Origin of the sequence: Mesorhizobium sp. M0208 (assembly GCF_040322015.1) — a bacterium.
In the GTDB taxonomy this organism is placed as follows: domain Bacteria; phylum Pseudomonadota; class Alphaproteobacteria; order Rhizobiales; family Rhizobiaceae; genus Mesorhizobium.
On sequence record NZ_JAMYSP010000035.1, the window covers coordinates 42,516 to 68,427 of the forward strand.

Here is a 25,912-nt window from a genome sequence, read left to right on the forward strand (position 1 = left end):
CGCGCCCTCCTCTGGCCTCCGTTTTCGAGACCTGACAGGGTTTTCCACGCAACGCGACGGAAAACCCACGGGACACGTCATTTCAAACAAGACATAGGGAAAGTAAAACCGGCTGCCCAAACGTCTTGCACACATAAAGAAAACCACCGGGCATTGCGGCCCGGTGTTGGTGGGCTGGTTAAACGGAGATTTAACCGCTGTCAAGCTTCTGGCTGGCGCGAGTCGCCGAACCGGATAGTGTTACGGTTGTAGAACGTGCCGGATGTGGCGGGAGGTTGCGCCAGCGGCATCAGGAAGGGACTGAAGTCAGAGGAGCAGGAATTCGCATGAAGAAGTTCTTCCTTACGTTGGTAGGAGCCGCGGTGATGGCCGGCACGATGGCGGTCGCGCCCGAGCCAGCGCAGGCCCGGCATTGGCATGGGCACAGGCATCACCAGGTCTGCCGCATCGTGGTCAAGAAAAAGGTGGTGTGGCGTCACGGTCATCGCAAGGTCATCCGCTACAAAGTGCGGCGCTGCGGGTGGGGCTGGAACTGGTAATTTTCGCCCTCGCCCGTTGAGACTTCATGGCCCGCGGCTCAGCCGCGGGCCTTTTATTGACCGGCATCCGCCGCCAGAATGGTCAGTCGATCAGTGTTTCGACTTCTTTTCCGGCAGGCCTTTGCGCTTGGTCTCGGCGAATTCCTCGAGCTGTTTTTCGCTCATGGATTTATACATTCCCTTCGACGCACCTTTGAGCGCGCCCTTCTTGGTCTCGCCGCGCTTGGCTGACAATGCCGCGCCGGCCGCTTTCTGCTGGGCTTTTGAGGTGGCTGGCATGATGGTTTCTCCCGTTTCCGATGAGAGGAAAACGCATTGTCTGGTGTGATGTTCCCAAAGCGAAAATTGCTTGCGGTCAGGATATCGCCAGGCCAAATCCCTGCATCAGCCGGCGCGTCGGAAAATCGGCGCTGTTCGAGGTGAAGAACGCAAGGTCGGCCCCTTCCGGCAGTGCCTCTCTGCGATAAGCGGCCTCGGTATCGGCAAGCAGCGACAGCGCGCGGCGTGCGATCGCCTCGGCCGGGTCGAGCCAGTCGACCGGCCAAGGTGCTGTCTTGCGCATGCGGTTGGCCAAAAAAGGATAATGGGTGCAGGCAAGCACGACGATGTCGGTGCGCAGCCCGTCATGCTCAACGAAGCACGGCGCGATCTCGGCGCGCACGGCGTCCTCGTCGACAAAACCATCGCGCATATAGGCTTCGGCCAATCCAGCCAGCCTGTCGCTGCCGACCAGGCGGACGTGGCATTTCTGCGCCCACTTGCTGATCAGGTCGCGCGTGTACTGGCGCTTGACGGTGCCGGGCGTCGCCAGCACCGAAACCAGGCCTGAGCGCGTGCGTTCCGCCGCCGGCTTGATGGCCGGCACGGTGCCGACGAAAGGGTGGCCGGGAAACCGCTCGCGCAACGCATCGATGACCAGTGTCGAGGCGGTGTTGCAGGCGATGACCGAAATGGCCGGCGAAAACCGTTCGAGCAGCCTAGCGAACAACTCCAGAATATGTGTTCTCAGCGCCGTTTCCTCCCAGGCGCCGAAGGGGAACGCCGCGTCGTCGGCGACATAGATGAAGCGGCGGTCAGGCATCAGGACGCGCGCCTCACGCAGCACGGTGAGGCCGCCAATGCCGGAATCGAACATCAGGATCGGACGGGCGCTCGACGGATCGGTCATGGTCATTGAGTCACTAAGGGCTGGGAATCACTAAGGGCTGGGGAATTACAAAACGAGATCACGAGAGAAGGCCGGCCTATGCATTTTGCTTCGGCCAATGATGCTTTGTCCCGGCCGCTTCTATGTGGAACCATCATGGCCTTGATGCGGCGAGACGGGTCACACAAGGCCCCGCTTGCCGAAGCCGCCGGCCCGCGGCCGGCCGATTGCCGGAGATGCAGGTTGAGATGCGCGATGGTTCGACGGCACCGGTGCGGCGCGCATGGCGTAGGGCGGAGCCTGGGCCGTCACGCCGGCGGCTGACGCTGAATGGAGCGCCGCGGTGCCGCGTAGCGGCCCGGGCGGGTCGAAATCGTCGAAACTCAGGGATGACGCTATATCGGAAGAGCGACCGCCCGCCGGCCTGGCCGCCAAGATGACGGCCCACAGCCCGACAAGAGCTAATCCCAGCAGGTTAAGACCGGAATGCGAATCTTCGCCGTCGAATTTTACGACAAGAACAGTGCCGGCCTGCAGGATCGCGAACAGCGTCGAGAACACGATATACGACCAAAGGATCCAACCGGACCCTTGCGCGTCGCGGCTTCGACGCCAGGCGAAATTCGCGCGGAACAGAACGATCACCAGCGAGGCGACGAGAACGGCCGCGGCCAGCCCTTCCCTGGAAGGACCTGGTTTCGAATTGGCCAAGCCCTCGATGCCGATGGTCAGCACGACACACAGCACAAAGGTCGCGATTTCCGCAACCAGCAGAGTCACGGAATAGAAGAAAAAGCGAAGACGACCGATATTTGAGCTAAACATTCGAGATCCATCGTTTCGAAAACCATGGATCAAACCAAATAAAATTCGGTTACTGGTAAGACAGCTGCATTTGCGCGCCTAGTCTTTGTCTTTCGCCCTCGCAGCGCGTGCCGCGGCCGCCGGGAGCCGCCTTGGATCGTCGCCGGGCGATCCGTCGCCGCGCGGCATGGCCGGCGAGAACCTGTCCAGCGATGATATTATTCCGCGCAGCACCTTGAGCTCCGGCTCGGCAAAGCCGGGGCGGGTCAGCACTGCGCGCAAATTGTCGACCATCTTCGGCTTCTTCGCTGCCGGGCGGAAATAGCCGCGCGCCTCCAGTGCACCTTCCAGATACGCAAACAGGCCGTGCAATTCTTCCTTGGCAGCCGGCGGCATTTCAGGGCCGGAAAAGTTGGTCATGGTCTCGTTTTCCAGGCCGGACTTCATCCATTCATAGGACATCAGCAGGGCCGCCTGGGCGATGTTGAGCGAGGAGAAGGCTGGATCGACGGGGAAGGTGACGATCTCGTCGGCAAGGCCGACCTCGTCATTATAGAGGCCGAAGCGCTCGCGGCCGAACAGGATGCCGGTGCGCTGGCCGGCCCGCTGCCGCGCCCGCAGCGCCCTGCCCGCCTCGACCGGACCGCGCACCGGCTTGAAATTGTCGCGCGCGCGCGCCGTGGTGGCGAAGACGAAGTTCAAATCGCCGACCGCCGAGGCCAGGTCGTCGAACACCGTGACGGCATCGATGAGGTGGTCGGCGCGACTTGCGGCGGCACGCGCCTTGTCGCTCGGCCAGCCGTCGCGCGGATTGACGAGCCGCAGCTCGGCAAGCCCGAAATTGGCCATGGCGCGCGCAACCATGCCGATATTCTCGCCGAGCTGCGGCTCGACCAGGATGATCGCCGGTCCGGACGCAGGCGTTCCGGAGGCAAGAGGGGTGTCGGGATCCTGGGTAGCGGCCATGGTTGTCAGTGAACTGCTGTTTGCGGCATTTCGCAGTCCCCTGCCACATTTGGCGGCGAAAATGAAGCTTTGGCAAAGAATGCCGGCACTACGGCGCGGTTCGCCGTTTGCGCGGCCAAAAAGCCTTTGATATACGGGCCGCATCCCAGGGCCGGCAGCCGTGCGGGCAAGGCCGTTCCGTTCCCCAAAAGCGAGGCATTCTTTTCATGGCGAAGATCAAGGTGGCGAACCCGGTCGTCGAACTCGACGGCGACGAGATGACCCGCATCATCTGGCAGTTCATCAAGGACAAGCTGATCCACCCTTATCTCGACCTCAAGCTCGAATATTACGACCTCGGCATCGAGCACCGCGACGCCACCAACGACCAGGTGACCATCGATTCGGCCAACGCCATCAAGAAATACGGCGTCGGCGTGAAATGCGCGACGATCACGCCCGACGAGCAGCGCGTCGAGGAATTCAAGCTGAAGAAGATGTGGAAGTCGCCGAACGGCACCATCCGCAACATCCTCGGCGGCACCATCTTCCGCGAGCCGATCATCATGAAGAACGTGCCGCGGCTGGTGCCCGGCTGGACCAAGCCGATCATCGTCGGCCGCCACGCCTTTGGCGACCAGTACCGCGCCACCGACTTCCGCTTTCCCGGCAAGGGCAAGCTGACGATCAAATTCGTCGGCGAGGACGGCCAGGTGATCGAGCACGATGTGTTCGACGCACCCGGCCCCGGCGTCGCCATGGCCATGTACAATCTCGACGAATCTATCCGCGAATTCGCCCGCGCCTCGCTGAACTATGGCCTGCTGCGTAATTACCCCGTCTACCTCTCGACCAAGAACACAATCCTCAAGGCTTATGACGGCCGCTTCAAGGACATCTTCCAGGAGGTCTACGAGGCGGAGTTCGAAGCCGAATTCAAGGCGAAGAAGCTCTGGTACGAGCACCGGCTGATCGACGACATGGTGGCCTCCAGCCTGAAATGGTCGGGCGGCTATGTCTGGGCCTGCAAGAACTATGACGGCGACGTTCAGTCCGACACGGTGGCGCAAGGCTTCGGCTCGCTCGGCCTGATGACCTCGGTGCTGATGACGCCGGACGGCAAGACCGTCGAGGCGGAAGCCGCGCACGGCACCGTTACCCGCCACTATCGCCAGCACCAGAAGGGCGAGGAGACCTCGACCAATTCGATCGCCTCGATCTTCGCCTGGACGCGCGGCCTCACGCACCGCGCCAAGCTCGACGACAATGCCGAACTGAAGCGCTTTGCCGAGACCCTGGAAAAGGTCTGCATCCAGACGGTCGAGTCCGGCTTCATGACAAAGGATCTGTCGCTGCTGATCGGCCCCGACCAGCCATGGCTTTCGACCACCGGCTTCCTCGACAAGATCGACGAGAATTTGCAGAAGGCGATGGCCTGAGCCCGCGACATGGGCAAGCCCGTCGTCTACGGCGCGGACTACAGCGTCTATGTGCGCATCGTGCGGCTGGTGCTCGAGGAAAAGGGCGTCGGCTACGAGCTGGTGCCCGTCGACGTCTTTGCCGCGGACGGCATTCCCGGCTGGTACTTCGAGCACCAGCCGTTTGGCCGCATCCCGGCCTTCGAACATGACGGCTTTTGCCTCTACGAGACCGGCGCGATTGCGCGTTATGTCGACGAAGCCTTTGACGGCCCGGCGCTGCAGCCGGTCGGAGCCCGGCGTCGAGCACGCATGAACCAGATCACCGGCCTGCTCGACGCCTACGCCTACAGGGCCATGGTCTGGGATGTCGCGGTCGAGCGGCTGGAGAAAACGCCACCCGACGAAGCCGTGATCGCCAACGGGTTGCGGCAGGCGAGAACGGCATTGCAGGCGCTGTCGTCGCTGAAAGCCGGAGGGCCTTGGCTGTTGGGGACGGACCTGACGCTGGCCGACCTGCACGCTGCGCCAATCATCAGCTATTTCGTCAAGGTCGCCGAGGGGCAAGCCCTGCTGGCCGAGTCTGCCGAGCTTCGGGATTGGTGGACCCGCATTGCTGCGCGTGCGAGCGTTGCCGGCAGGCTGACTTAACTCTCGGGCGCATTCATGACTGAACTCTCCCACCAGGACGTACTGACGGTGGCCAGAATAGTCAGAGTCAACCACGCCGGCGAATACGGCGCGATCAGAATCTACTCTGCACAGATTCTTGTCGCGAAGCGTTTCTGGCCGGACTGCGTGCCGTCTTTGTCGCAGATGCTTGGGCACGAGCGCAGCCATTGCGCGGCTTTCCATGCAGCCATGCCGCTGCGACATTCCCGACCGTGCCGCGTGATGCAATTCTGGAGTTGGGGCGGCTGGCTGCTAGGCTTCCTCACTGCCCTGCTCGGCCCGCAAGGCGTCTGGGCCTGCACCGCAGCGGTCGAAGCGGCGGTGCACCGACATCTCGATGATCAGCTGTTCTTTCTAACCGGACGCGATCACGAGTTGCACGGCATCATCCTGTCCATCCGCGAAGAAGAGCTTGCCCATCTCCGTCACGCCGAAGAGCAGTTGAGGTCGCCTGGACCGTTGCTGAACTGCCTGCGCGCAGCGATCTCCGTTACCACCGACTGCCTGATTTGGCTGTCGACCTGGGGCGACTCGACGCGAATGACGCGTGCCCTGAAGGCATCAAGGCATCCCTGATGAGCGCTATGCCGTTCCAGCGGCGCTTCTTCCAGGCCACTGGCCTGCGCCATCTGGCCGCCGCCACGGCCCAAGCGCCATACCGTGATCTTGGCTGAGGCGAAGCAGCCACCGAATTGGCGAGCCGCTCAATCGGGAAGGTAGATTTCCGCCTTCATGAAGGTCTTCGCACGGCCTGTGATCAGCACGCGATCTCCGGCCAGTTCGCATAGCAAATGCCCGCCGCGCTGCGAGCATTGGAATGCCGATACATGCGTCTTGCCGAGCTTTTCAGCCCAGTACGGCACCAATGTCGCATGAATGGAGCCAGTCACCGGGTCCTCGGGAATGCCAGCTCCGGGTACGAAATAACGCGAGACGAAATCATGGGCTTGCCCAGGCGCGGTAATGACCAGGCCGAGAGGATGAAAACGTCCGATCCTGAGCAGATCGGGAACGAAAGATCGCACGGTTGTCTCGTCGGCAAGCTCGACAAACAGGTTCTCGAAATTGCGGAAGCTCGCAACCGGCCGCTGAGGCAATATCGCTTGCAGCGCCGAGGTCAGTTCGTCCTCGACGGGCCGCGGCGGAAAACACGGCAGATCGAGCTGATAGGCGCCTTCCCGCCGGGAAACCCGCAGCTCGCCCACCCGGGTGGCGAAGGCCATTTCGCCCTGACCATCGTATTCCGTAGTCAGCACATGGGCGGCCGCAAGTGTAGCATGGCCACAGAAGTCGACTTCATGAACCGGCGTGAACCAGCGCAAATCCCAACCCTCGCCACTCGGCCGCGCAAACGCGGTTTCAGCAAGATTGTTCTCGTTTGCGATGGCCTGCATCACGTCGTCCGATAGCCAGTCCTCCAAAATGAGAACGGCAGCGGGGTTGCCTTGGAAAGCCCGTTCGGCAAAAGCGTCGACTTGATACATGGTCAACGTTGCCACATCATCCCCGCTGCCACTTCGGCCTGGCCTTACTGGTGCAGATTCACGCAGCTTCCAGCGCCGCCTTCACCGCAGCGATCGCGTCTTCGGCCTTCGAGGCGTCCGGGCCGCCGGCCTGGGCCATATCGGGTCGCCCGCCGCCGCCCTGCCCGCCCAATGCCGCGGACGCGACGCGCACCAGATCGATGGCGCTGAAGCGGCCGGTCAGATCATCGGTAACGGCGACGACGACGCTCGCCTTGTTGTCCTCGCCGGCGCCGACAAAGACGACCACGCCGGAGCCGAGGGACTTCTTGCCGGCATCGGCCAGTGGTTTCAGATCCTTTGGCGAGACGCCCGATACCGCCTTGCCGAGAAAACCGACACCGGCAATGGTTTCGTTTTCCGCAGGCACACCAGCTGGCGAGCGATCGCCCAGCGCCAGCTTCTTGCGCGCCTCTGTCAGCTCCTTTTCGAGCTTCTTGCGCTCGTCGAGCAGCGCCTCGACGCGGGCCGGCACATCGGCCGCCGAAATCCTCAGCGCGGCGGCGGCCGCCTTCAGCCGTTTGTCCTGTTCGTCGAGATGCTTTCTGGCGGCCTCGCCGGTCAACGCCTCGATGCGGCGCACGCCGGCAGCGACCGCGCTGTCGGACACGATGCGCACCAGGCCGATATCGCCGGTCGCCCTGACATGCGTGCCGCCGCATAGCTCGACCGAATAAGGCCGGTTGGCCTTGGCGCCATGCAAGCCCGTGCCCATCGAAACGACGCGCACTTCATCGCCATACTTCTCGCCAAACAGCGCCATGGCGCCCTCGGCGATGGCGTCGTCGACAGACATCAGTCGTGTGATCACCGGGCCGTTCTGAACGACGATCTCGTTGGCCATGCGCTCGACCTCTTCGATCTCGTCCGGCGAGATCGGCTTGTTGTGCGAAATGTCGAAGCGCAGACGCTCGGGCGCGACCAGCGAGCCCTTCTGCGCCACATGGGTACCCAGCACCTCGCGCAGCGCCTCATGGATCAGATGTGTGGCGGAATGGTTCGCGCGCAGCCTGGAGCGCCGCGCGTGGTCCACCTTCAGCTCGACGGTCGCGCCAGTCTTGACAGTGCCATTGGCCACCCTGCCGAGATGGACGAAAAGCCCATCGGCCTTCTTCTGGGTATCGGATATCTCGATCGAGAACCCGTCGCCCGAAATGACGCCGGCATCGCCCATCTGGCCACCGGACTCGCCATAGAACGGCGTCTGGTTGACAACCACGGCAACGGCGTCGCCTTTGCCGGCACTGTCGACGGTCTTGCCGTCCTTGACCAGCGCCTCGATAAGGCCTTCCGCCTGCTCGGTCTCATAACCCAGGAATTCGGTGGCGCCGGTCTCCTCACGCACCGCGAACCATACCGTCTCGGTTGCGGCCTCGCCGGAACCAGCCCAGCTTTTGCGTGCCTCCGCCTTCTGCCGCTCCATTGCCTCGGTGAAGCCGGCAAGGTTGACCGAGATGTTGCGCCGGCGCAGCGCGTCCTGCGTCAGATCGAGCGGAAAGCCATAGGTATCGTAGAGCTTGAACGCTGTCTCGCCATCCAGCATGTCGCCGGAGGCCAGCTTTTCCGTCGCCTCCGAAAGCAAGCCCAAGCCGCGCACCAGCGTCTTGCGGAAACGAGTTTCCTCAAGCTTCAGCGTCTCGGTGATCATCTGTTCGCCGCGCACCAGTTCCGGGTAGGCTTGCCCCATCTCGCGGACCAGCGCCGGCACCAGGCGCCACATCAGCGGATCGCGGGCGCCGAGCAACTGCGCGTGGCGCATGGCGCGGCGCATGATGCGACGAAGCACGTAGCCGCGTCCTTCGTTGGACGGCAGCACGCCGTCGGCGACCAGGAAGCAGGACGAACGCAAATGGTCGGCGATGACCCGGAACGATGCGACGGTGTCCGCATCCGGACCTTTGCCGAGCGCCGACGATGCAGCGTCGATCAGGTGGCGGAACAGGTCGGTTTCGAAGACGCTTTCAACCCCTTGCAGGATGGAGGCCATGCGCTCGAGGCCCATGCCCGTGTCGATCGACGGACGCGGCAGGTCGACGCGCTCTTCCTTCGTCACCTGTTCATACTGCATGAACACCAGGTTCCAGAATTCGAGGAACCGGTCGCCATCCTCCTCGGGGCTGCCGGGGGGACCGCCCCAGATATGCTCGCCACGGTCGATGAATATCTCCGAACACGGCCCGCAAGGCCCGGTGTCACCCATTGCCCAGAAGTTGTCCGAAGTCGCGATGCGGATGATGCGATCGTCCGAAAGGCCGGCGATCTTCTTCCAGTACGAGGCCGCCTCGTCGTCGGTGTGGTAGACGGTGACCAGCAGCTTGTCCTTCTTCAGCCCGAACTCCCTGGTGATCAGGTTCCAGGCAAGCTCTATGGCGCGCTCCTTGAAATAGTCGCCGAAGGAGAAATTGCCGAGCATCTCGAAGAAGGTCAGGTGGCGCGCAGTGTAGCCGACATTGTCGAGGTCGTTGTGCTTGCCGCCGGCGCGAACACTCTTCTGGGCAGTCGTGGCGCGCGAATAGGGCCGCTTCTCCAGACCGGTGAAAACGTTCTTGAACTGCACCATGCCGGCATTGGTGAACATAAGCGTCGGGTCGTTGCGCGGCACCAGCGGGCTTGACGCGACGACCTCGTGACCTTCCTTGCGAAAATAGTCGAGAAATGCCGACCGGATCTCGTTGACGCCACTCATGAATACTGCCTTTTCGAGAGAACCGCCGGCTGCCGGCGGAAAATAGACATGGCCTTTTAGCGGTCGCACCGCAGCCTGTCCAGAAACACCAAACGGGCTCAAATCCCCGCTTTCACCAGCGCTTTGAAATGGCTTCTGCCCCGCCGTCAAACGCAAACCGCCGGCACGGGGCCGGCGGTTCGAAACGCATCGATTACGCAAACTCAAAATCAAAACATCAAATCGAAACCCGGCTGAGGCTCCGCGAGGCGTCGCCTGCCCTACATCACCCCAGCGTCGTCCTCGAAACCGTCGTCGCTGCTTTCGGAGCCGCCGTTTTCAAGGAATTTCTCGGCGATCAGCCCGGCATTCTGTCGCAGCGCCAGCTCGATCTCGCGCGCCGTGTCGGGATTATCGCGCAGGAACAGTTTTGCGTTTTCGCGGCCCTGGCCAAGACGCTGCGAATTGTAGGAGAACCAGGCGCCCGACTTTTCGACCACGCCGGCCTTGACGCCGAGATCGACCAGCTCGCCGGTCTTGGAGACGCCCTCGCCATACATGATGTCGAACTCGACCACCTTGAAGGGCGGCGCCAGCTTGTTCTTGACCACCTTGACGCGGGTCTGGTTGCCGACGACCTCGTCGCGATCCTTGACCGAGCCGATGCGGCGGATGTCGAGGCGGACCGAAGCATAGAATTTCAGCGCATTGCCGCCGGTCGTCGTCTCGGGCGACCCGAACATGACGCCGATCTTCATGCGGATCTGGTTGATGAAGATGACCATGGTGTTGGAGCGCGAGATCGAGGCGGTGAGCTTGCGCAGTGCCTGGCTCATCAGGCGCGCCTGCAGGCCGGGCAGCGAATCGCCCATCTCGCCTTCGATTTCCGCCCGCGGCGTCAGCGCCGCCACCGAATCGACCACCAGCACGTCGATGGCGCCGGAGCGCACCAGCGTGTCGCAGATCTCCAGCGCCTGCTCGCCGGTATCGGGCTGCGAGATCAATAGGTTTTCGAGATCGACGCCGAGCTTGCGGGCATAGACCGGGTCGAGCGCGTGCTCGGCATCGACGAAGGCGCAGATGCCGCCCTTCTTCTGGGCTTCGGCCACCGTGTGCAGCGCCAGCGTCGTCTTGCCCGAGCTTTCCGGCCCGTAGATCTCGACGATGCGGCCGCGCGGCAGGCCACCGACGCCAAGCGCGATGTCCAGCCCAAGCGAGCCGGTCGGCACTGTTTCGATCTCGACGACCTGCTCGTTTGCGCCGAGCCGCATGATCGAGCCTTTGCCGAAGGCACGCTCGATTTGCGACAGCGCCGCATCCAGAGCCTTTGATTTGTCCACCGCTTTGTCCTCTACAAGCCGCAAAGAATTCTGAGCCATGATACATCACCCCGTGGTCGTCAATGGAGGCCGGACAATCCCGCAATCCTTAAAAGAATGTACCTCGTTTGTTCTCATTTGTCAATGAGCGGCAAGGATTTGAAAAATAACGGATATCCATATTTGTTCTATTTTTGTTTCGTAAATTTGCTTCCCAATGCCTCCCGCCTCGCATGCGGCGCCGCTGCCGTCACCAACCGAATCGCACCCGCGATTGCAGGGTTCCGCCCAGCGACCTAGTCTCCTCCCGCGCAACAGCAAAGGGCATTTTGCCGGCATGATGAACTCCCCGACGATCCTGGCCGTGGGCGGCGCCTATATCGAGCGGCGCGGCCGGGTTGCCGGCGCCTTCGTGCCAGCCGCCTTGAACCCCGGCACGATGCGCGAGCATGTTGGCGGCGCCGTCTTCAACGCCTTGCGCTGGGCGGTGCGACGCGGCGCCTCGGCCTCGCTGCTTTCGGTGCGCGGCGGCGATGCCCTTGGCGACACGGTCTTGCGCGCCGTCACCGAGGCCGGCATTGCCGACCTGTCGGCGGTGTTCCTCGACCGGGCAACGCCAAGCCATACGATGCTGATCGATAGCGATGGCGGACTGATCGCCGGCCTTGCCGACATGGTGCTCTACGAGCTGGCGCTTCCCAAGCAAATTCGCCGCGCCAAGGTGCGCGAAGCTATCGGTTCGGCCGATGCGATCCTGTGCGACGCCAACCTGCCGTCGACCGCGCTGGAGCGGATGGCGGCACTCGCCGCCGGCAAGGCGGTGTTTGCGCTTGCCGTCTCGCCCAACAGAGCGGCGCGGCTGACGCCGGTGCTCGGACTTCTAGCGCTGGCCTTCATGAACCGGCACGAGGCCGGCGTGATCGCCGGCGTTGACATCGATGCTGACGATCAAGGCGTCATCGACGGCCTGAGACGCGCCGGCCTGAAAAGCGGCGTGGTCACCGACGGCGACGGTCCGGTGCTCGGTTTCGACCAAACCGGCGCGTTCTCGATCTCGCCACGGCCGCTACAAAAACGGACCGACGTTGCCGGCGCCGGCGACGCATTGGCAGGCGCCACGATCGCTGCCCTGCTGCGCGGCCTGACGCTGCGCGCGGCACTGCGCGAAGGCATTGCCGCCGCGGCGCTCGCCGTCGAGCGCGCCGCCTTCACCAGCGCCAGCTTTGCCGAGGCGCTGGCGCTCGTGCCCGAGGCGCGGGAACTGGCGTGAAATGCGGCCCGGAATTGCCGAAGCATGACGCAGCCTATTTGCCGGCGCGCCGTCCTGCCTCGTAGGCACGCCGCGCCCAGATCGCCATCTCGTCTGGATCGTCGAAAGCGCTGTCGGGAACGCTCCAATAGGGCATAGACACGAGCTTGCCGTGGCGCGAGTCGGTGTAGGTCCATTGCCGGCACCCGGCCGCTTCGAAATCCGGCGCGCTTTCGGCGTCCGCCTTCAGCATCAGTTCGCCACGGACGACGATGGCGACGATGACGCCGTCGAAATAGATGCCCTTGCCGCCGAACATCCTGCGGATGCTGACCGGGCCGAGGCCTTCGAAAAGCTCTTCTATGCGCTCGTTGTCCATGCGGCGATCATGTCACCCGGATTTCCCCTTGTCATCGACGTAACCGGCACCATCCTGACAAGTTCAGAATCAAATTTCGTCGGAGTTTTTCATGCCGCTTCTGCTCAAAGGATCTTGCCGGTGCAATGCCGTGCGTTTCGAGGTGGAAAGCCACACGCCCGTGCCGTTCATGCTGTGCTATTGCTCGATCTGCCGCAAGCAGCAGGGCGGCGGCGGTTTCGCCATCAATCTCGGCGCCGATTACGAGACGCTGAAAATCCATGGCAAGCGCCATCTCGGTGTCTATCGCGCCGAGATCGAGGACGACGAGCACCCGCACCGCGAAACCTCGACGGGCGAGCGGAACTTCTGCACGAAATGCGGGACGGCGCTCTGGCTCTACGACCCAACCTGGCCGGAGCTGGTGCATCCCTTCGCCTCGGCGATCGACACAGACCTGCCAAAGCCGCCGGAGAAGGTGCATCTTATGCTGAAATACAAGGCGAACTGGGTCGAGCCGGAGATCGGCAAAAGGGACAAGGTCTTCGACGTCTACCCGGAAGAATCAATTGCCGACTGGCACAAACGAACAGGAATGTGGGTGGATTAGGTCCCTTCTCCCCGTGAACGGAGGAGAAGGAAAGATCAGGCGGAAGCGCGCGCTTCAGCCAAGGCCTTCAAATCGGCCGGCTTCAGTTCGACCGATTCGCCGCAGCCGCAGGCCGAGCTCTGGTTCGGGTTGCGGAAGGTGAAGCCGGTGCGCAGCGTCGTCTGCTCGAAATCCATCTCGGTGCCGAACAGGAAAAGCGCTGCCTCCGGCGCGACATAGACGTGGGCGCCGTCGCGCTCGATGTGGTCGTCCTTGGTGTTGGGTTCGGTCACCAGATCGACGGTATATTCCATGCCGGCGCAGCCACCCTTCTTGATGCCCAGGCGGATGCCATGCGCGTTCTCGCGGGTCGCGACGATCTCGCGGACCCGGTCGGCGGCCTTTTCGGTCATGGTGATGACGGCGAAGCGTCCCATATCGTTCTCCACTTTCACGCGGGTTCAAGGCCTGCGGATCATTCTTACCTAAGATGGTGAAGTTTTCTGCTTACTGCAACCAATTTGGATGTAATTTCAGTTGGCGACAATCGAAGTATGGCGAGAGGCTAAATGCTTGACACCAATCAAACAGTTGAATTTCGGTCATCTCCTGCTCGGCTCGGCCTGCTGGCTGTTATATCGGTAGCGATGACAACTTTAGGCATTGCGCTTGGATGGCGCCTAGTGCCGAATATCGCTCCAGGTAGCTTCAAGCAATTTCTCGGTTGGATAACGGCTATATTGTTCACCGGCACTTTTGTGATCGCTGTGGTGCGTCTTTTCGATTTGAAACGGCCGACGCTAGTTTTGTCGCCTAAGGGCTTTTGGGACGTCCGCCTGTCAGCAGAGTTCATTCCATGGAGTGTCGTGAAGCACATTTCTGAGCGGAGTTACCGGCGACAAAAGTTCCTTTTGGTAGAAGTCCTAGAGAGCGTCTGGCAGAGCCCATCTTTGACCAAAATGGCGCGCTGGAGTCGGGGACCCAATAGAGCGATGGGTTTAGACGCGATGTGTATTGGCACGGGAGACCACGACGTCAAGTTTGACGAGCTGTTCTCAGCGATCACGGCTTATGCCAAAGCATACGGTGCAAGGTCGACTGATCTCAATACCAGCCCACCGCCACCTGTGCCTCTTCCGACATGCGGTCGGGCGACCAGGGCGGGTCGAAGGTCATGTTGACCTCGACACCGGAAACGCCTTCGACGGCGCCGACGGCATTTTCCACCCAACCCGGCATTTCGCCGGCCACCGGGCAGCCGGGTGCGGTCAGCGTCATGTCGATCTTGACCGAGCGGTCGTCCTCGATGTCGATCTTGTAGACAAGGCCAAGTTCGTAGATGTCGGCCGGGATTTCGGGGTCATAGACCGTCTTCAGCGCCGAGACGATGTCGTCGGTCAGCCGCGCCAGTTCGTCGGCAGGAATCGTTGACCCGGAAACCGCCGCATTGGTGGTCATATCCAGTGCCGTGCTTTCGGCGGTGTGGCTGGCATCATCCATGATCGTCACCCGAAGAACTTTCGCGCCTTTTCCAGCGCATCGGCCAAAGCGTCGACTTCGGCCCTGGTATTATACATGCCGAACGATGCCCTGCATGTGGATGTTACGCCGAAGCGTTTCAACAGCGGTTGGGCGCAATGCGTGCCGGCGCGGACCGCCACGCCCTGCCGGTCGATAACCATCGACACGTCATGGGCGTGAATGCCCTGCAGCTCGAACGAGATGATGGCGCCCTTGCCGGGCGCATCGCCGAAGATGCGCAGCGAGTTGATGGCGCGCAGCCGCTGATGCGCATAGTCCTTCAAATCGGCCTCGTGCGCTGCGATGCGCTCACGGCCGATCTTTTCCATGTATTCCAGCGCAGCACCAAGCCCGATCGCCTGCACGATCGGCGGCGTGCCGGCCTCGAAACGGTGCGGCGGGTCGTTGTAGGTGACGATGTCTTGCGTCACCTCCTCGATCATCTCGCCGCCGCCCATGAACGGGCGCATGCGCTCCAGAATATCCTTCTTGCCGTAGAGCACGCCGATGCCCGACGGGCCATAAACCTTGTGGCCGGTGAAGACGAAAAAGTCGCAGTCGAGGTCCTGCACGTCGATCGGCATGTGCACGGCGCTTTGGCTGCCGTCGACCAGCACCGGAATGCCGCGGGCATGGGCGATGCGCACGATCTCCTTGATCGGCGTCACCGTGCCCAGCGCGTTCGACATATGTGTGATAGCAACCAGTTTTGTGCGGTCGGTCAGCCGCTTCTCGAATTCCTCGATGTGGAAGACGCCGAGATCGTCGACCGGCACCCAGACCAGTTTCGCGCCCTGCCGTTCGCGGATGAAATGCCACGGCACGATGTTGGAATGGTGCTCCATGATCGAGAGCACGATCTCGTCGCCTTCGCCGATATTGGGCATGCCGAAACCATAGGCAACCGTGTTGATCGCCGCCGTGGTGTTCGAGGTGAAGACGATGTTGTCGGTGCTCGGTGCGTTGAGGAAACGGCGCACCGTCTCGCGCGCCTTCTCATAGGCGTCGGTCGCAGCATTGGACAGGAAATGCAGGCCGCGGTGGACGTTGGCATATTCCTGGGAATAGGCGTGCTGGATAGCGTCGAGCACGGCCTGCGGCTTCTGCGCCGAGGCGCCATTGTCGAGATAGACCAGAGGTTTGCCGTAAACTTGCCGCGACAGGATCGGGAAGTCGCGGCGGATCGCCTCGACGTCGTAGGGGATGTTTTCGACTTTCTGGTCCATCACAAGCTCTCTCGAGGCATCGCCTCATTCCGTCCAGCACCCCTCATCCGACCGAGCTTCGCTCGGCCACCTTCTCCCACAAGGGGAGAAGGAAGAGCGCCTCTCCTTCTCCCCTTGTGGAGAAGGTGGCGCCGAAGGCGACGGATGAGGGGTGTTGGCACCAACCCCTCAGTCACCTCTACCCGTGCGTCAAAAACCAATCGTCGAGCCGACGTTCCAGCGCCTCGACGATGGCCTCGTCGTCCAGTTCCTCGATCACTTCGGCGACGAAGGCCTTGACCAGCAAGCCGCGCGCGGTCTTCTCGTCGACGCCGCGCGCCATCAGGTAAAACAGATGGCTGTGGTCGATCTCGGTGACGGTCGCGCCATGGCCGCAGACGACGTCGTCGGCGAAGATTTCGAGTTCCGGCTTGGTCGAGAACTCGCCGTCGTCCGACAGAAGCAGCGTGTTGCAGGCCATCTTGGCGTTGGTCTTCTGCGCATATTGGTGGACGTTGATGCGGCCCTGGAAGACGCCGCGCGCCTTGCCGGTCACCACATTGCGGATGACTTCGGTCGATGCGGTATGCGGCACGGCGTGGTCGAGCACCATGGTGACGTCGGTATGGGTGTCGCCGGCGAGCAGATTGATGCCGCGCAGCGTGAATTCGGCGCCCTCGCCGGTCGTCTTCACAACGACCTCTTGGCGCACCAGTCTGCCGCCGGCATTCATGACGAACAGCGTCAGCTTCGAATTCTTGCCGAGATGCGCCTTGAACTGGGCGAGATGCGTCGCCGTATCCGGCTGCTCCTGCACGACAAGCCATGTCACTTCGGCGCCCTCGCCAAGCACAAGCTGGCTGACCGAACTGACCAGCGCCGCCCCCTCGCCCGCCTGGCGTTCGACGATGACAGCGTTGGCGCCGGCACCGACACGGACGGCCAGGCGTACATGCGTCTGTCCACCGGCCTGCAGATTCTGCAGCTCAAGCGGCTTTTCCAGTTGGGCGCCGTCGGCGATGTCGACGAAATAGCCGTCGACGACAAAGGCGGTGTTGAGCGCGCCGATGGCGTCGTCGCTGCCATAAGAATCAAGCCCAGATGCTGCGCTGCCGTCGGTCAGCTTCTCCGACAGGCGCTGCACGGCAACGCCTTCGATATCGGGCAGTTTCATATTCGAAACGCCGTTCAGCACCGGCAAAACGCTGGAGCCCTCGACGATCGGCGCAACGGCTTTCGCGACCGCTGCCGGATCGAAGTCCGGCACCGAGATCAGCAGCCGGCGCAGGTCCGTATAGTGCCAGGATTCGACGCGCCGCGTCGGCAGGCCGCTCTTGATCGCCTCGATGGCGTCGTCGCGCTTCAGCATCACCGCGCCGTCGCCGGGCAGCAGCGACAGCCGCTCGCCAAAGGCGTCGATCAGCGCCGTTTCGGCCGGTGTCCGCTGGGGTGTCGTGTGCATATTCATCAGTATCGCCTTGTTTGGCTTGCCTTCCGGGCCTGCTGGCATCTCACGCGGCTTGCCCGATCACGCCGGCATAGCCATTGGCCTCGAGATCGAGCGCAAGCGACTTGTCGCCCGACTTGATCACCTGGCCCCTGTAGAGCACGTGCACCGTATCGGGCACGATGTATTGGAGCAGGCGCTGGTAGTGGGTGATGACGACGATGGCGCGGTCCGGCGAGCGCAGCGTGTTGACGCCGTCCGCGACGATCTTCAGCGCGTCGATATCGAGGCCGGAATCGGTCTCGTCGAGGACGCAAAGCTTCGGCTCGAGAAGCTTCATCTGCAAGATCTCGGCGCGCTTCTTCTCGCCGCCGGAAAAGCCGACATTGAGCGGCCGCTTCAGCATCGCCATGTCCATGTTGAGCGAGGCCGCCGCGTCCTTCACGCGCTTGAGGAATTCCGGGATTTTTAGCGGCTCCTGGCCGCGCGCCTTGCGCTGCTCGTTCATCGCCACTTTCAGGAATTCCATCGTCGCCACGCCCGGTATCTCCATCGGATACTGGAAGGCGAGAAAGATGCCGGCGGTAGCGCGCTCGGCCGGATCCATTTCAAGGATCGACTGGCCGTTGTAGAGGATGTCGCCCTCGGTGACCTCATAGTCCTCGCGGCCGGCGAGGATATAGGACAGCGTCGATTTCCCCGAGCCGTTCGGCCCCATGATGGCGGCGACCTCACCGGCCTTCACCGAAAGATTCAGGCCGCGGATGATCTCGGTGCCGTCATCGACGATACGGGCATGGAGGTTTCTGATTTCAAGCATTATTTTCCACTTTCTTGTTCGCGGTGCCCGGCCTGCGACGGAACTTTTCTAAAAGCTCGAAAAGCGCGTACAAACTTGCTGGTGACCAACATCCAGCCAAAAAACCCAGCCGCGCTTAAGCCTGCAATCGAACCACCAATAGTTTTTGTCGAACTCAAGCCAAACACTGCGCCTATCAACGCCATCACAGCACCACCAACAGCCAATGTCAGCAAGAGCATCAGAACGGCAAATATCAAGCCTTCCACCCGCTTGAACAAATCCATGATCGCCGTTCCAGTTAACTCACCCAACACTCCCCTCAAGACTAATCCCGATCAGCTTCTGCGCTTCGACCGCGAATTCCATCGGCAGTTGCTGGATGACGTCCTTGACGAAGCCGTTGACGATCAGCGCAATCGCCTCTTCTTCCGGGATGCCGCGCTGCATGACGTAGAACTTCTGGTCCTCTGAAATCTTCGAAGTGGTCGCCTCGTGCTCGAACTGCGCGGTCGAATTCTTGGCTTCCATGTAGGGCACGGTGTGTGCGCCGCACTGATCGCCGATCAGCAGGGAATCGCAATTGGTGAAGTTGCGGGCGTTGGTCGCCTTGCGGTGCGCCGAGACCTGGCCGCGATAGGTGTTCTGCGAGAAGCCGGCGGCAATGCCCTTGGAGATGATGCGGCTCGACGTGTTCTTGCCGAGATGGATCATCTTGGTGCCGCTGTCGACCTGCTGATAGCCGTTGGAGACGGCGATCGAATAGAACTCGCCACTAGAATCGTCGCCGCGCAGGATGCAGCTCGGATATTTCCAGGTGATGGCCGAACCGGTCTCGACCTGTGTCCACGAAATCTTCGAGCGATGGCCGCGGCAGTCGCCGCGCTTGGTGACGAAATTATAGATGCCGCCCTTGCCTTCGGCGTCGCCGGGATACCAGTTCTGCACCGTCGAATATTTGATTTCGGCGTCATCGAGCGCGATCAGCTCGACCACCGCGGCATGAAGCTGGTTCTCGTCGCGTTGCGGCGCCGTGCAGCCTTCGAGGTAAGAGACGTAAGCCCCCTCCTCAGCGATGATCAGCGTGCGCTCGAACTGGCCGGTATTCTTCTCGTTCATGCGGAAATAAGTCGACAGTTCCATCGGGCAGCGCACGCCCCTGGGCACGAAGACGAAGGAGCCGTCGGTGAACACGGCCGAATTCAGCGTCGCGTAGAAATTGTCGGAGGTCGGCACGACCGAGCCGAGATACTTCTTCACCAGCTCCGGATGCTCGCGGATGGCTTCCGAGATCGAGCAGAAGATGACGCCGGCCTGCGCCAGCTCCTTCTTGAAAGTGGTGACGACGGAGACGGAATCGAACACCGCATCGACGGCGACGCGGCCCGACTTGTAGACGTTGTCGCTGGCTTCCTCGAGCTCCGACGCATCGGTCTTCTGCACGCCGGCGAGGATTTCCTGTTCCCTGAGCGGAATGCCGAGCTTCTCGTAGACCTTCAGCAGTTCGGGATCGACCTCGCTGAGCGAAGTCGGGCCGGGCGTGCTCTTGGGCGCCGCGTAATAATAAATGTCCTGGAAATCGATTTTGGGATAGTGGACGCGCGCCCATTTCGGCTCGTCCAGCGTCAGCCAGCGGCGATAGGCTTCCAGGCGCCATTCCAGCATCCAGGACGGCTCGTCCTTCTTGGCCGAAATGAAGCGGATAATGTCTTCACTCAGGCCCTTGGGGGCCTTGTCCATCGCGATTTCGGTCTGGAATCCGTATTTATACTGGTCGACATCGATCTTTCGAACTCGATCGATCGTCTCCTGCACAGCAGGCATCAGCGTTCTCCATCCACGCCGGGGTCAAGGCCCGGCAGTTTTCAAACTATGGCACCGCGAACGAGCACCCTTGAGCACCCGCGGCGGCGTAAGTTTCATATAGTGCGTTCATGCCGGAAATTCACCCGGCCAAATTCGAACGCACGGCTCTACCAGGCCACAAGGCCCAAATATTCCTTCGCCGCGCTCAGGCGGCCTTTTCCCTGTTCACCTTTTCCCTACCGGCTTGCCGTGCAACGATCGTCGCCAGCGCCGCGCGAAACAGCTCGATATCCTTGGCGCTGGTCGCGTGGCCGATGGACACACGCAACGCGCCAACGCTATCGCCGTAACCCATGGCTTTCAGCACGTGACTCGGCCCGACTTTGCCCGACGAACAGGCCGATCCGGCCGACAGCGCCACACCGGCAAGGTCGAAGGCGATCTGCGCCGTCTCGGCCTTGATGCCGGGAATAGCGAAGAATGTGGTATTGGCAAGCCTTGCAGCGCCGGTCCCGAAGATTTCGGCGTCCGGAACAAGCGTTTTAACGATCGCCTCGATTTCGTCGCGACGCTGCCGCACCGCTTCGATCGTTTGCAAGCCGGCAGACGCTTCGCTAGCGGCCGCACCAAACCCGGCAATCGCCGCCAGGTTTTCGGTGCCGCCCCGATGGCCCTTTTCCTGGCCGCCGCCGCTGACCAGCGGTTTTGGCATCATCAGGTCCGACGCCGCGACAATGGCGCCGACGCCCTTGGGGCCGCCGATCTTGTGCGACGAGAGAATAAAATAGTCTGCGTAAGCCTCTGATATATCGAGCGGAATGCGGCCGGCTGCCTGCACGGCATCGACGACCAGGATGCCACCCGCCGCCTTGACGATTTCGGCGATGCGGCCGACCGGCTGGATTACGCCGGTTTCATTGTTGGCAGCGTGGATGGCCACCAGCGGTAAGCCTTCGGCCTTGTCATGCTGGGCGAGAGCCTCGGCCAAAACGTCGAGCCTGACGACGCCGTCGGCGTCGACGCCGATCCGTATCACCTGCGCCGCTGGGAAACGCCCGCCGTTCAGCAGGCAAGGATGATCGGCCTCGGACACATAGAGCCGGCTCATACGGACAGCACCGCGCCCCATCTGCCAGTCCGGCGTCAGCAGCGTCGAGGCCGCTTCCGTCGCGCCGGAGGTGAATACGACATGCTCGGCCCTGGCGTTGGCCAGTCGCGCCACATTGCGCCTGGCATCCTCGATCAGCCGCCGCGCAGCGCGGCCCTCGGCATGGACGGAGGACGGGTTGGCGGCGACGTCGAGCGCGGCGACCACCGCCGCGCGCGCGGCGGCAAGCAGCGGCGCGCTGGCATTGTAGTCGAGATAGGCGCGTGCTCCGGCCATTTCCGTCCAACTGGTCCCTTCAAAAGCCGTTCCGCGAAGATAGCGCGTTATTTCCTTGAAATTGCAAGGCAAGACGTCCTATTTACGCGGCTTGCGGCGCGGGTGGCCGAGCCACAGTTTTGGCCGCCCAGTTTTGAACAATTCTAAACTAGCTTCTAGAAAGACGCTCGCCCTGCGTCAAGGCCTAGGGAAAACTGGGGCCAGAGGAAAAGTTGTTCCGGGCGCCGCGCAATTTATGCCAAGTGGAGTATTTCATGCCTGAGGTCATTTTCACCGGTCCGGCCGGCCGTCTGGAGGGTCGCTATCAGCCCTCGAAGGAAAAGAGCGCGCCGATTGCCATCGTCCTGCACCCGCACCCCCAGTTCGGCGGCACGATGAACAACAAGATCGTCTACGACCTCTTCTACATGTTCCAGAAGCGCAATTTCACCACGCTGCGCTTCAATTTCCGCGGCATCGGCCGCAGCCAGGGAGAGTTCGACCACGGCACCGGCGAGTTGTCCGACGCCGCGGCGGCGCTCGACTGGGTGCAGTCGCTGCACCCCGATTCGAAGAGTTGCTGGGTTGCCGGCTATTCGTTCGGCTCGTGGATCGGCATGCAGCTTCTCATGCGCCGGCCGGAGATCGAGGGCTTTATCTCGGTCGCGCCCCAGCCCAATACCTATGATTTCTCGTTCCTGGCGCCATGCCCGTCGTCCGGCCTGATCATCCACGGCGACGCCGACAAGGTCGCGCCGCCCAAGGACGTGCAGGGCCTGGTCGACAAGCTGCACACGCAAAAAGGCATTACCATCACTCAGAAGACCTTGCCCGGCGCCAACCATTTCTTTGCCAACCATGCGGAGCTTCTGATCGAGGAATGCGCGGACTACCTCGACCGCCGGCTGGCCGGGGAACTGTCCGACCCACGGCCGAAGCGGCTGAGATAATCGGCGATGTACCAACCGCCTCACTTCCAGGAAACACGGCCGGACGTCCTGCACGGGCTGATCCGGGCGCATCCGCTTGGCCTGCTGGTGTCGAACGGCACCGAGGGGCCGATCGCCAACGCAATTCCCTTTCTTCTAGACGCGCCCTCCCTGCTCAACGCGGATGTGCCGCCGAACGGCAGGCTGCGCGCCCATCTGGCCAAGGCCAATCCGCAATGGCGGCTTTTGGCCGACAGTCCCCTGGTGCCGGTGCTGGTCGTCTTCCAGGGCGCCGATGCCTATGTGACGCCGTCCTGGTACGAGACCAAGCGTGAAACCGGCAAGGTGGTGCCGACCTGGAACTACGCCATCGTCCAGGTGCGCGGCATCGTCACGGTGATCGAAGACCAGGATTGGCTGGCCGAGCAGATTTCCGATCTGACGATGTCGCAGGAGGGCAGCCGCCCGGCGCCGTGGGCGGTGACCGACGCGCCGGCACCCTTCATCCAGTCACAGATCAAGGGCATCGTCGGCCTGGAAATCGAAATCACCGAAATCAGCGGCAAGTGGAAAGTCAGCCAGAACCGCCCGGCCGGCGACCGCGTCGGTGTCGCCGAGGGGCTCGAGAGCGAGACCGCCAACTCGGCCGACATGGTCCAGTTGGTAAGGTCCTACGGCGGGCTGGACGGCAAGTAGTCTTGCTTGCTTGCTCGACCGGTTCAGGCCGGTGGCGGGCTCAATCGACCTTGGTCATCGCCGCCTTGCGCTCGTTGGCGATCAGCCAGAGATTGCGGATATAGATCAACAGGCCCATGGCCTGGCCGGCGATGAACACCGGATCCTGACGCTGGATGGCGTAGATCAGCAGCAGGCCGCCGCCGAACAGCGAAAAGAACCAGAAGGCAATCGGCACGACGCTGCGCTTGGCTTTTTCCGACGCCACCCACTGCACCAGAAAGCGCATGGTGAAGAAGAACTGGGCGACGAAGCCGAGCAGCACCCAGGCATCGAATTGCTTGACGAAAACATCGTGAAGCCAGGTCGCCAATTCCTGAAGCACGTTACCCATGCCTGATTTCCTCTACTTTGGGCATTCTGCGGCGCCTGCGGCGCAGCCACCAGACGCCGGCAAGATCGAGCACGCCCTGAAGGCCGCGATCGAAGATGCCGTAATTCGATTTGCCGTGACGGCGGGAGCGGTCGACGACATCGCAATGGACGACGCGGTAGCCCTCCTGGATGACCAGCGCTGGAACAAAGCGATGGGTGCCGTCGAAGAAGGGCAATTTCCGCAAAATGTCGGTGTGAATCGCCTTGAGGCCGCAGCCGGTATCCCGCGTCTCGTCGTGCAGGATGGCTTTTCTCAGCCCGTTGGCGAAACGCGACGCCAGTTGCTTGATCTTGCTGTCGCGGCGCTTCAGACGCTGTCCCTGCGCGGCCCCGACTTCGGGACCAGCCTGCCGCAGCGCGTCGATCAACACTGGGATATAACCGGGGTCGTTCTGACCGTCGCCGTCAATGGTGGCGACTATATCGCCCCGCGCCGCCCAGGCGCCTGAGCGCACCGAGAGCGACTGTCCGGCGGATTTTTCATGCCTGAGATGGCGCAGCGGAAACCGGCGAAGCGCTGCCTCTGCTGCAAGCACCGAAGGCGTATCGTCTGTCGAGCCATCGTCGACGACGATGACCTCGAAGTCCCGCCCGGCCATGGCAGTGCCGATCTCGTCGAGCAGAAGCGGCAGGTTCGCCGCCTCGTTCCGGCAAGGAATGACGATGGATATCTCCGGCATCTCGACTCTGTCACAGGATATGGCATTCGATCGATGCCGCGCGGTCCAGAGGAAGAGCCCCGCTGGCGCGGCGCCTCATTACGCCAGCCGAAACAATGACGCAAGCAGGCCGCACGCTATCCGCGCGGACACAAAACCGGATTCCACTTTTGCTGATCGCGCAAAACCATCCGAAGCGTGATCGGACGCAAAACCGGATTCCACTTTTGCTGATCGCGCTTGAGTGCTAAACGCCCGCCTTCATGCACAGCCGGGCCGCGTTCGGCCGGAAGCTTTTCGGGAAAGAAAATGTCCGCCTTCAAATCCGATTTCCTGCGCACCATGAGCGAGCGCGGTTTCATCCACCAGACCTCGGACGATGCCGGCCTCGACCAGCTTTTCGCCACGGAAACGGTGAGCGCCTATATCGGCTTCGACGCCACCGCGAGGAGCCTGCATGCCGGGTCGCTGATCCAGATCATGATGCTTTACTGGCTGCAGCAGACCGGCCACCGGCCGATCGCGCTGATGGGCGGCGGCACCTCGATGATTGGCGATCCGTCGTTCAAGGACGAGGCCCGCAAGCTTTTGACGCCGCAGGATATCGAGAACAATCTCGCCGGCATCCGCCGCAACTTCATGCCCTACCTCAAATTCGGCAGCGGCCCGAACGGCGCCGTCATGATCAACAATGCCGACTGGCTGATGGATATCAACTACGTCAATTTTCTGCGCGATGTCGGCCGGCATTTTTCGGTCAACCGCATGCTGGCCTTCGATTCGGTCAAGCTCCGGCTGGATCGCGAGCAGTCGCTGTCGTTCCTCGAATTCAACTACATGATCCTGCAGGCCTACGACTTCGTCGAGCTCTACAAGCGCCTCGGTTGCCGGCTGCAGATGGGCGGCTCCGACCAGTGGGGCAACATCGTCAACGGTATCGATCTCGGCCATCGCATGGAAGGCGCGCAGCTTTATGCGCTGACGACGCCGCTGCTCACCACCTCGTCCGGCGCCAAGATGGGCAAGTCGGCCTCGGGCGCGGTCTGGCTCGATGCGGAGATGTTGAGCCCGTACGACTTCTGGCAATATTGGCGCAACACCGAGGATGCCGATGTCGGCCGTTTCCTCAAGCTCTATACGACCTTGCCGCTCGCCGAGGTCGCGCGCCTCGAACGGCTCGGCGGCTCGGAGATCAACGAAGCCAAGAAGATCCTCGCCACCGAAATCACCGCCATGCTGCATGGCCGCGGGGCGGCAGAGGAGGCCAGCGAAACGGCGCGCAAGACGTTCGAAGAAGGGGCGCTCGCCGAAACACTGCCAACAGTCGAGGTGGGCAGGGCCGATCTTGAAGCCGGCGTCGGCATATTGTCGCTGTTCGTCACCGCCGGGCTGGCTGCGTCCAACGGCGAGGCACGGCGGCATATCCAGGGCGGCGCCATGCGCCTTAACGATCAGCCCGTGTCAGACGATCGCAGGATGGTGACGCTGCAGGATCTGGGGCCGGAAAACGTCGCAAAGCTGTCGCTCGGCAAGAAGAAGCACGTTCTGGTGCGGCCGGTCTGACCAGGGCCCGCCCTTCCTGTTAGATCTTTTCCGAAACCGGTTTCATCTTGCGGCGCTGGACCTTAGGTTCGGAATCACGGCCGAGGTTAATCGGCTAGCTCCCGAGAATGGCCGAGATGCCATTCGTCTCATCGATCGGAAGGAGCAGGTAGCGCAAATTGCGGACGTTCTGCGGCGCTTCGATGAACGTCTTGTTCGGGGCCGGGGAACGAACCCGCTGCGCGGGAGGGGCGCCTGCGGTTGAGGTAGAGATCAAGAACCGGTCGTCGCGCTCGCGTTGAG

The 25,912-nt window shown here is 62.1% G+C and carries 30 protein-coding genes; 10 read left to right on the plus strand and 20 right to left on the minus strand.

The features are described 5' to 3' along the window. Positions 1-326: 326 nt before the first annotated feature. Positions 327-539: a hypothetical protein gene (locus NKJ17_RS26610; protein ID WP_023674706.1), complete on the plus strand. Its 213-nt coding sequence runs from the start codon at positions 327-329 to the stop codon at positions 537-539. A 90-nt stretch (positions 540-629) separates the two neighbouring features. On the opposite strand, the gene NKJ17_RS26615 is transcribed toward NKJ17_RS26610, so the two are convergent. The 4 genes from NKJ17_RS26615 to NKJ17_RS26630 form a co-directional block, all read right to left on the minus strand. Beyond that, the gene (locus NKJ17_RS26615) at positions 630-818 is read right to left on the minus strand and encodes a DUF3008 family protein (RefSeq protein ID WP_023674705.1); all 189 of its coding nucleotides are present in this window, start codon (positions 816-818) and stop codon (positions 630-632) included. Positions 819-894: 76 nt separating this feature from the next. Further along, positions 895-1,707: a glutamate racemase gene (gene murI, locus NKJ17_RS26620; protein ID WP_352477507.1), complete on the minus strand. Its 813-nt coding sequence runs from the start codon at positions 1,705-1,707 to the stop codon at positions 895-897. 159 nt (positions 1,708-1,866) lie between these two features. After that, a complete protein-coding gene (locus NKJ17_RS26625; protein WP_352506433.1) occupies positions 1,867-2,511 on the minus strand; it encodes a DUF805 domain-containing protein in 645 nt (214 codons plus the stop codon). Positions 2,512-2,589: 78 nt separating this feature from the next. Then, positions 2,590-3,456, minus strand: coding sequence for an RNA methyltransferase (locus NKJ17_RS26630; protein WP_352690855.1), 867 nt, complete (start codon positions 3,454-3,456; stop codon positions 2,590-2,592). A 206-nt stretch (positions 3,457-3,662) separates the two neighbouring features. Between NKJ17_RS26630 and NKJ17_RS26635 the strand changes: the two genes are divergently transcribed. The 3 genes from NKJ17_RS26635 to NKJ17_RS26645 are packed head-to-tail and all read left to right on the plus strand — an operon-like array spanning position 3,663 to position 6,101. Continuing rightward, a complete protein-coding gene (locus NKJ17_RS26635; protein ID WP_352506435.1) occupies positions 3,663-4,874 on the plus strand; it encodes an NADP-dependent isocitrate dehydrogenase in 1,212 nt (403 codons plus the stop codon). Between the two features lie 9 nt (positions 4,875-4,883). Further along, positions 4,884-5,504: a glutathione S-transferase family protein gene (locus NKJ17_RS26640; protein ID WP_352690856.1), complete on the plus strand. Its 621-nt coding sequence runs from the start codon at positions 4,884-4,886 to the stop codon at positions 5,502-5,504. Positions 5,505-5,519: 15 nt separating this feature from the next. Beyond that, positions 5,520-6,101, plus strand: a complete 582-nt coding sequence (locus tag NKJ17_RS26645) for a demethoxyubiquinone hydroxylase family protein (RefSeq protein WP_352506437.1) — start codon at positions 5,520-5,522, stop codon at positions 6,099-6,101. Positions 6,102-6,229: 128 nt separating this feature from the next. Here NKJ17_RS26645 and NKJ17_RS26650 read toward each other — a convergent pair whose 3' ends face one another. From NKJ17_RS26650 to recA, 3 genes are all read right to left on the minus strand, one after another. After that, on the minus strand, positions 6,230-7,009 hold the full coding sequence (locus NKJ17_RS26650) for a PhzF family phenazine biosynthesis protein (RefSeq protein ID WP_352506568.1): 780 nt from the start codon (positions 7,007-7,009) through the stop codon (positions 6,230-6,232). Between the two features lie 58 nt (positions 7,010-7,067). Continuing rightward, positions 7,068-9,734 (minus strand): alanine--tRNA ligase, encoded by a 2,667-nt coding sequence (alaS, locus tag NKJ17_RS26655; protein WP_352506438.1) that lies wholly within the window; start codon positions 9,732-9,734, stop codon positions 7,068-7,070. Positions 9,735-9,994: 260 nt separating this feature from the next. After that, on the minus strand, positions 9,995-11,092 hold the full coding sequence (recA, locus tag NKJ17_RS26660; RefSeq protein ID WP_023674696.1) for a recombinase RecA: 1,098 nt from the start codon (positions 11,090-11,092) through the stop codon (positions 9,995-9,997). Positions 11,093-11,369: 277 nt separating this feature from the next. Here recA and NKJ17_RS26665 point away from each other — a divergent pair, with 277 nt between their 5' ends. After that, a complete protein-coding gene (locus tag NKJ17_RS26665) occupies positions 11,370-12,302 on the plus strand; it encodes a PfkB family carbohydrate kinase (RefSeq protein WP_352506439.1) in 933 nt (310 codons plus the stop codon). A 34-nt stretch (positions 12,303-12,336) separates the two neighbouring features. Here the strand turns inward: NKJ17_RS26665 and NKJ17_RS26670 are convergent, their stop codons facing one another. Next, on the minus strand, positions 12,337-12,660 hold the full coding sequence (locus NKJ17_RS26670; RefSeq protein WP_352506440.1) for a TfoX/Sxy family protein: 324 nt from the start codon (positions 12,658-12,660) through the stop codon (positions 12,337-12,339). Positions 12,661-12,751: 91 nt separating this feature from the next. Here NKJ17_RS26670 and NKJ17_RS26675 point away from each other — a divergent pair, with 91 nt between their 5' ends. After that, a complete protein-coding gene (locus NKJ17_RS26675; protein ID WP_352506441.1) occupies positions 12,752-13,249 on the plus strand; it encodes a GFA family protein in 498 nt (165 codons plus the stop codon). Between the two features lie 35 nt (positions 13,250-13,284). Here NKJ17_RS26675 and sufA read toward each other — a convergent pair whose 3' ends face one another. Continuing rightward, positions 13,285-13,665, minus strand: coding sequence for a Fe-S cluster assembly scaffold SufA (sufA, locus tag NKJ17_RS26680; protein WP_006206001.1), 381 nt, complete (start codon positions 13,663-13,665; stop codon positions 13,285-13,287). Positions 13,666-13,797: 132 nt separating this feature from the next. Here sufA and NKJ17_RS26685 point away from each other — a divergent pair, with 132 nt between their 5' ends. Beyond that, positions 13,798-14,409 (plus strand): STM3941 family protein, encoded by a 612-nt coding sequence (locus NKJ17_RS26685; protein ID WP_352506442.1) that lies wholly within the window; start codon positions 13,798-13,800, stop codon positions 14,407-14,409. On the opposite strand, the gene NKJ17_RS26690 is transcribed toward NKJ17_RS26685, so the two are convergent. The 7 genes from NKJ17_RS26690 to NKJ17_RS26720 all read right to left on the minus strand — a co-directional run bounded on the left by NKJ17_RS26690 (position 14,333) and on the right by NKJ17_RS26720 (position 21,390). Next, positions 14,333-14,728 carry an SUF system Fe-S cluster assembly protein gene (locus NKJ17_RS26690; RefSeq protein ID WP_352458424.1) on the minus strand — a complete coding sequence of 132 codons (396 nt, stop codon included), beginning with the start codon at positions 14,726-14,728 and terminating at the stop codon, positions 14,333-14,335. The two genes, NKJ17_RS26685 and NKJ17_RS26690, sit on opposite strands and share 77 nt — an antisense overlap. Positions 14,729-14,733: 5 nt before the next feature. Beyond that, the gene (locus tag NKJ17_RS26695) at positions 14,734-15,975 is read right to left on the minus strand and encodes a cysteine desulfurase (RefSeq protein WP_352506443.1); all 1,242 of its coding nucleotides are present in this window, start codon (positions 15,973-15,975) and stop codon (positions 14,734-14,736) included. A 178-nt stretch (positions 15,976-16,153) separates the two neighbouring features. After that, positions 16,154-17,422: a Fe-S cluster assembly protein SufD gene (gene sufD, locus NKJ17_RS26700; RefSeq protein ID WP_352690861.1), complete on the minus strand. Its 1,269-nt coding sequence runs from the start codon at positions 17,420-17,422 to the stop codon at positions 16,154-16,156. A gap of 43 nt (positions 17,423-17,465) precedes the next feature. Next, the gene (sufC, locus tag NKJ17_RS26705; protein ID WP_352506445.1) at positions 17,466-18,221 is read right to left on the minus strand and encodes a Fe-S cluster assembly ATPase SufC; all 756 of its coding nucleotides are present in this window, start codon (positions 18,219-18,221) and stop codon (positions 17,466-17,468) included. Further along, a complete protein-coding gene (locus NKJ17_RS26710; RefSeq protein ID WP_352506446.1) occupies positions 18,221-18,487 on the minus strand; it encodes a hypothetical protein in 267 nt (88 codons plus the stop codon). The genes sufC and NKJ17_RS26710 overlap by 1 nt, the downstream gene beginning before the upstream one ends. A 19-nt stretch (positions 18,488-18,506) precedes the next feature. After that, complete coding sequence (gene sufB / locus NKJ17_RS26715; protein ID WP_352506447.1) at positions 18,507-20,024, minus strand: Fe-S cluster assembly protein SufB; 1,518 nt, start codon at positions 20,022-20,024, stop codon at positions 18,507-18,509. Between the two features lie 187 nt (positions 20,025-20,211). Further along, positions 20,212-21,390 carry a cysteine desulfurase family protein gene (locus NKJ17_RS26720; RefSeq protein ID WP_352506448.1) on the minus strand — a complete coding sequence of 393 codons (1,179 nt, stop codon included), beginning with the start codon at positions 21,388-21,390 and terminating at the stop codon, positions 20,212-20,214. Between the two features lie 254 nt (positions 21,391-21,644). Here NKJ17_RS26720 and NKJ17_RS26725 point away from each other — a divergent pair, with 254 nt between their 5' ends. Both NKJ17_RS26725 and NKJ17_RS26730 read left to right on the plus strand, forming a co-directional pair. Further along, positions 21,645-22,319 (plus strand): alpha/beta hydrolase, encoded by a 675-nt coding sequence (locus tag NKJ17_RS26725; RefSeq protein ID WP_023674683.1) that lies wholly within the window; start codon positions 21,645-21,647, stop codon positions 22,317-22,319. A 6-nt stretch (positions 22,320-22,325) separates the two neighbouring features. Continuing rightward, positions 22,326-22,994, plus strand: coding sequence for an FMN-binding negative transcriptional regulator (locus tag NKJ17_RS26730; protein WP_352506449.1), 669 nt, complete (start codon positions 22,326-22,328; stop codon positions 22,992-22,994). A 40-nt stretch (positions 22,995-23,034) separates the two neighbouring features. Here the strand turns inward: NKJ17_RS26730 and NKJ17_RS26735 are convergent, their stop codons facing one another. From NKJ17_RS26735 to NKJ17_RS26745, 3 genes are all read right to left on the minus strand, one after another. After that, on the minus strand, positions 23,035-23,367 hold the full coding sequence (locus NKJ17_RS26735) for a lipid-A-disaccharide synthase N-terminal domain-containing protein (RefSeq protein ID WP_023674681.1): 333 nt from the start codon (positions 23,365-23,367) through the stop codon (positions 23,035-23,037). After that, positions 23,360-24,088, minus strand: a complete 729-nt coding sequence (locus NKJ17_RS26740; RefSeq protein WP_352477338.1) for a glycosyltransferase family 2 protein — start codon at positions 24,086-24,088, stop codon at positions 23,360-23,362. The genes NKJ17_RS26735 and NKJ17_RS26740 overlap by 8 nt, the downstream gene beginning before the upstream one ends. A 116-nt stretch (positions 24,089-24,204) precedes the next feature. Continuing rightward, complete coding sequence (locus NKJ17_RS26745; protein ID WP_352506450.1) at positions 24,205-24,390, minus strand: hypothetical protein; 186 nt, start codon at positions 24,388-24,390, stop codon at positions 24,205-24,207. Between NKJ17_RS26745 and tyrS the strand changes: the two genes are divergently transcribed. After that, entirely contained in the window at positions 24,377-25,630 is a 1,254-nt protein-coding gene (tyrS, locus tag NKJ17_RS26750; RefSeq protein WP_352506451.1) for a tyrosine--tRNA ligase, read from the plus strand. The two genes, NKJ17_RS26745 and tyrS, sit on opposite strands and share 14 nt — an antisense overlap. A gap of 94 nt (positions 25,631-25,724) precedes the next feature. Here the strand turns inward: tyrS and NKJ17_RS26755 are convergent. Further along, positions 25,725-25,912 (minus strand): hypothetical protein (locus NKJ17_RS26755; RefSeq protein WP_352690866.1); only part of this gene is annotated, 188 nt, incomplete at its 5' end.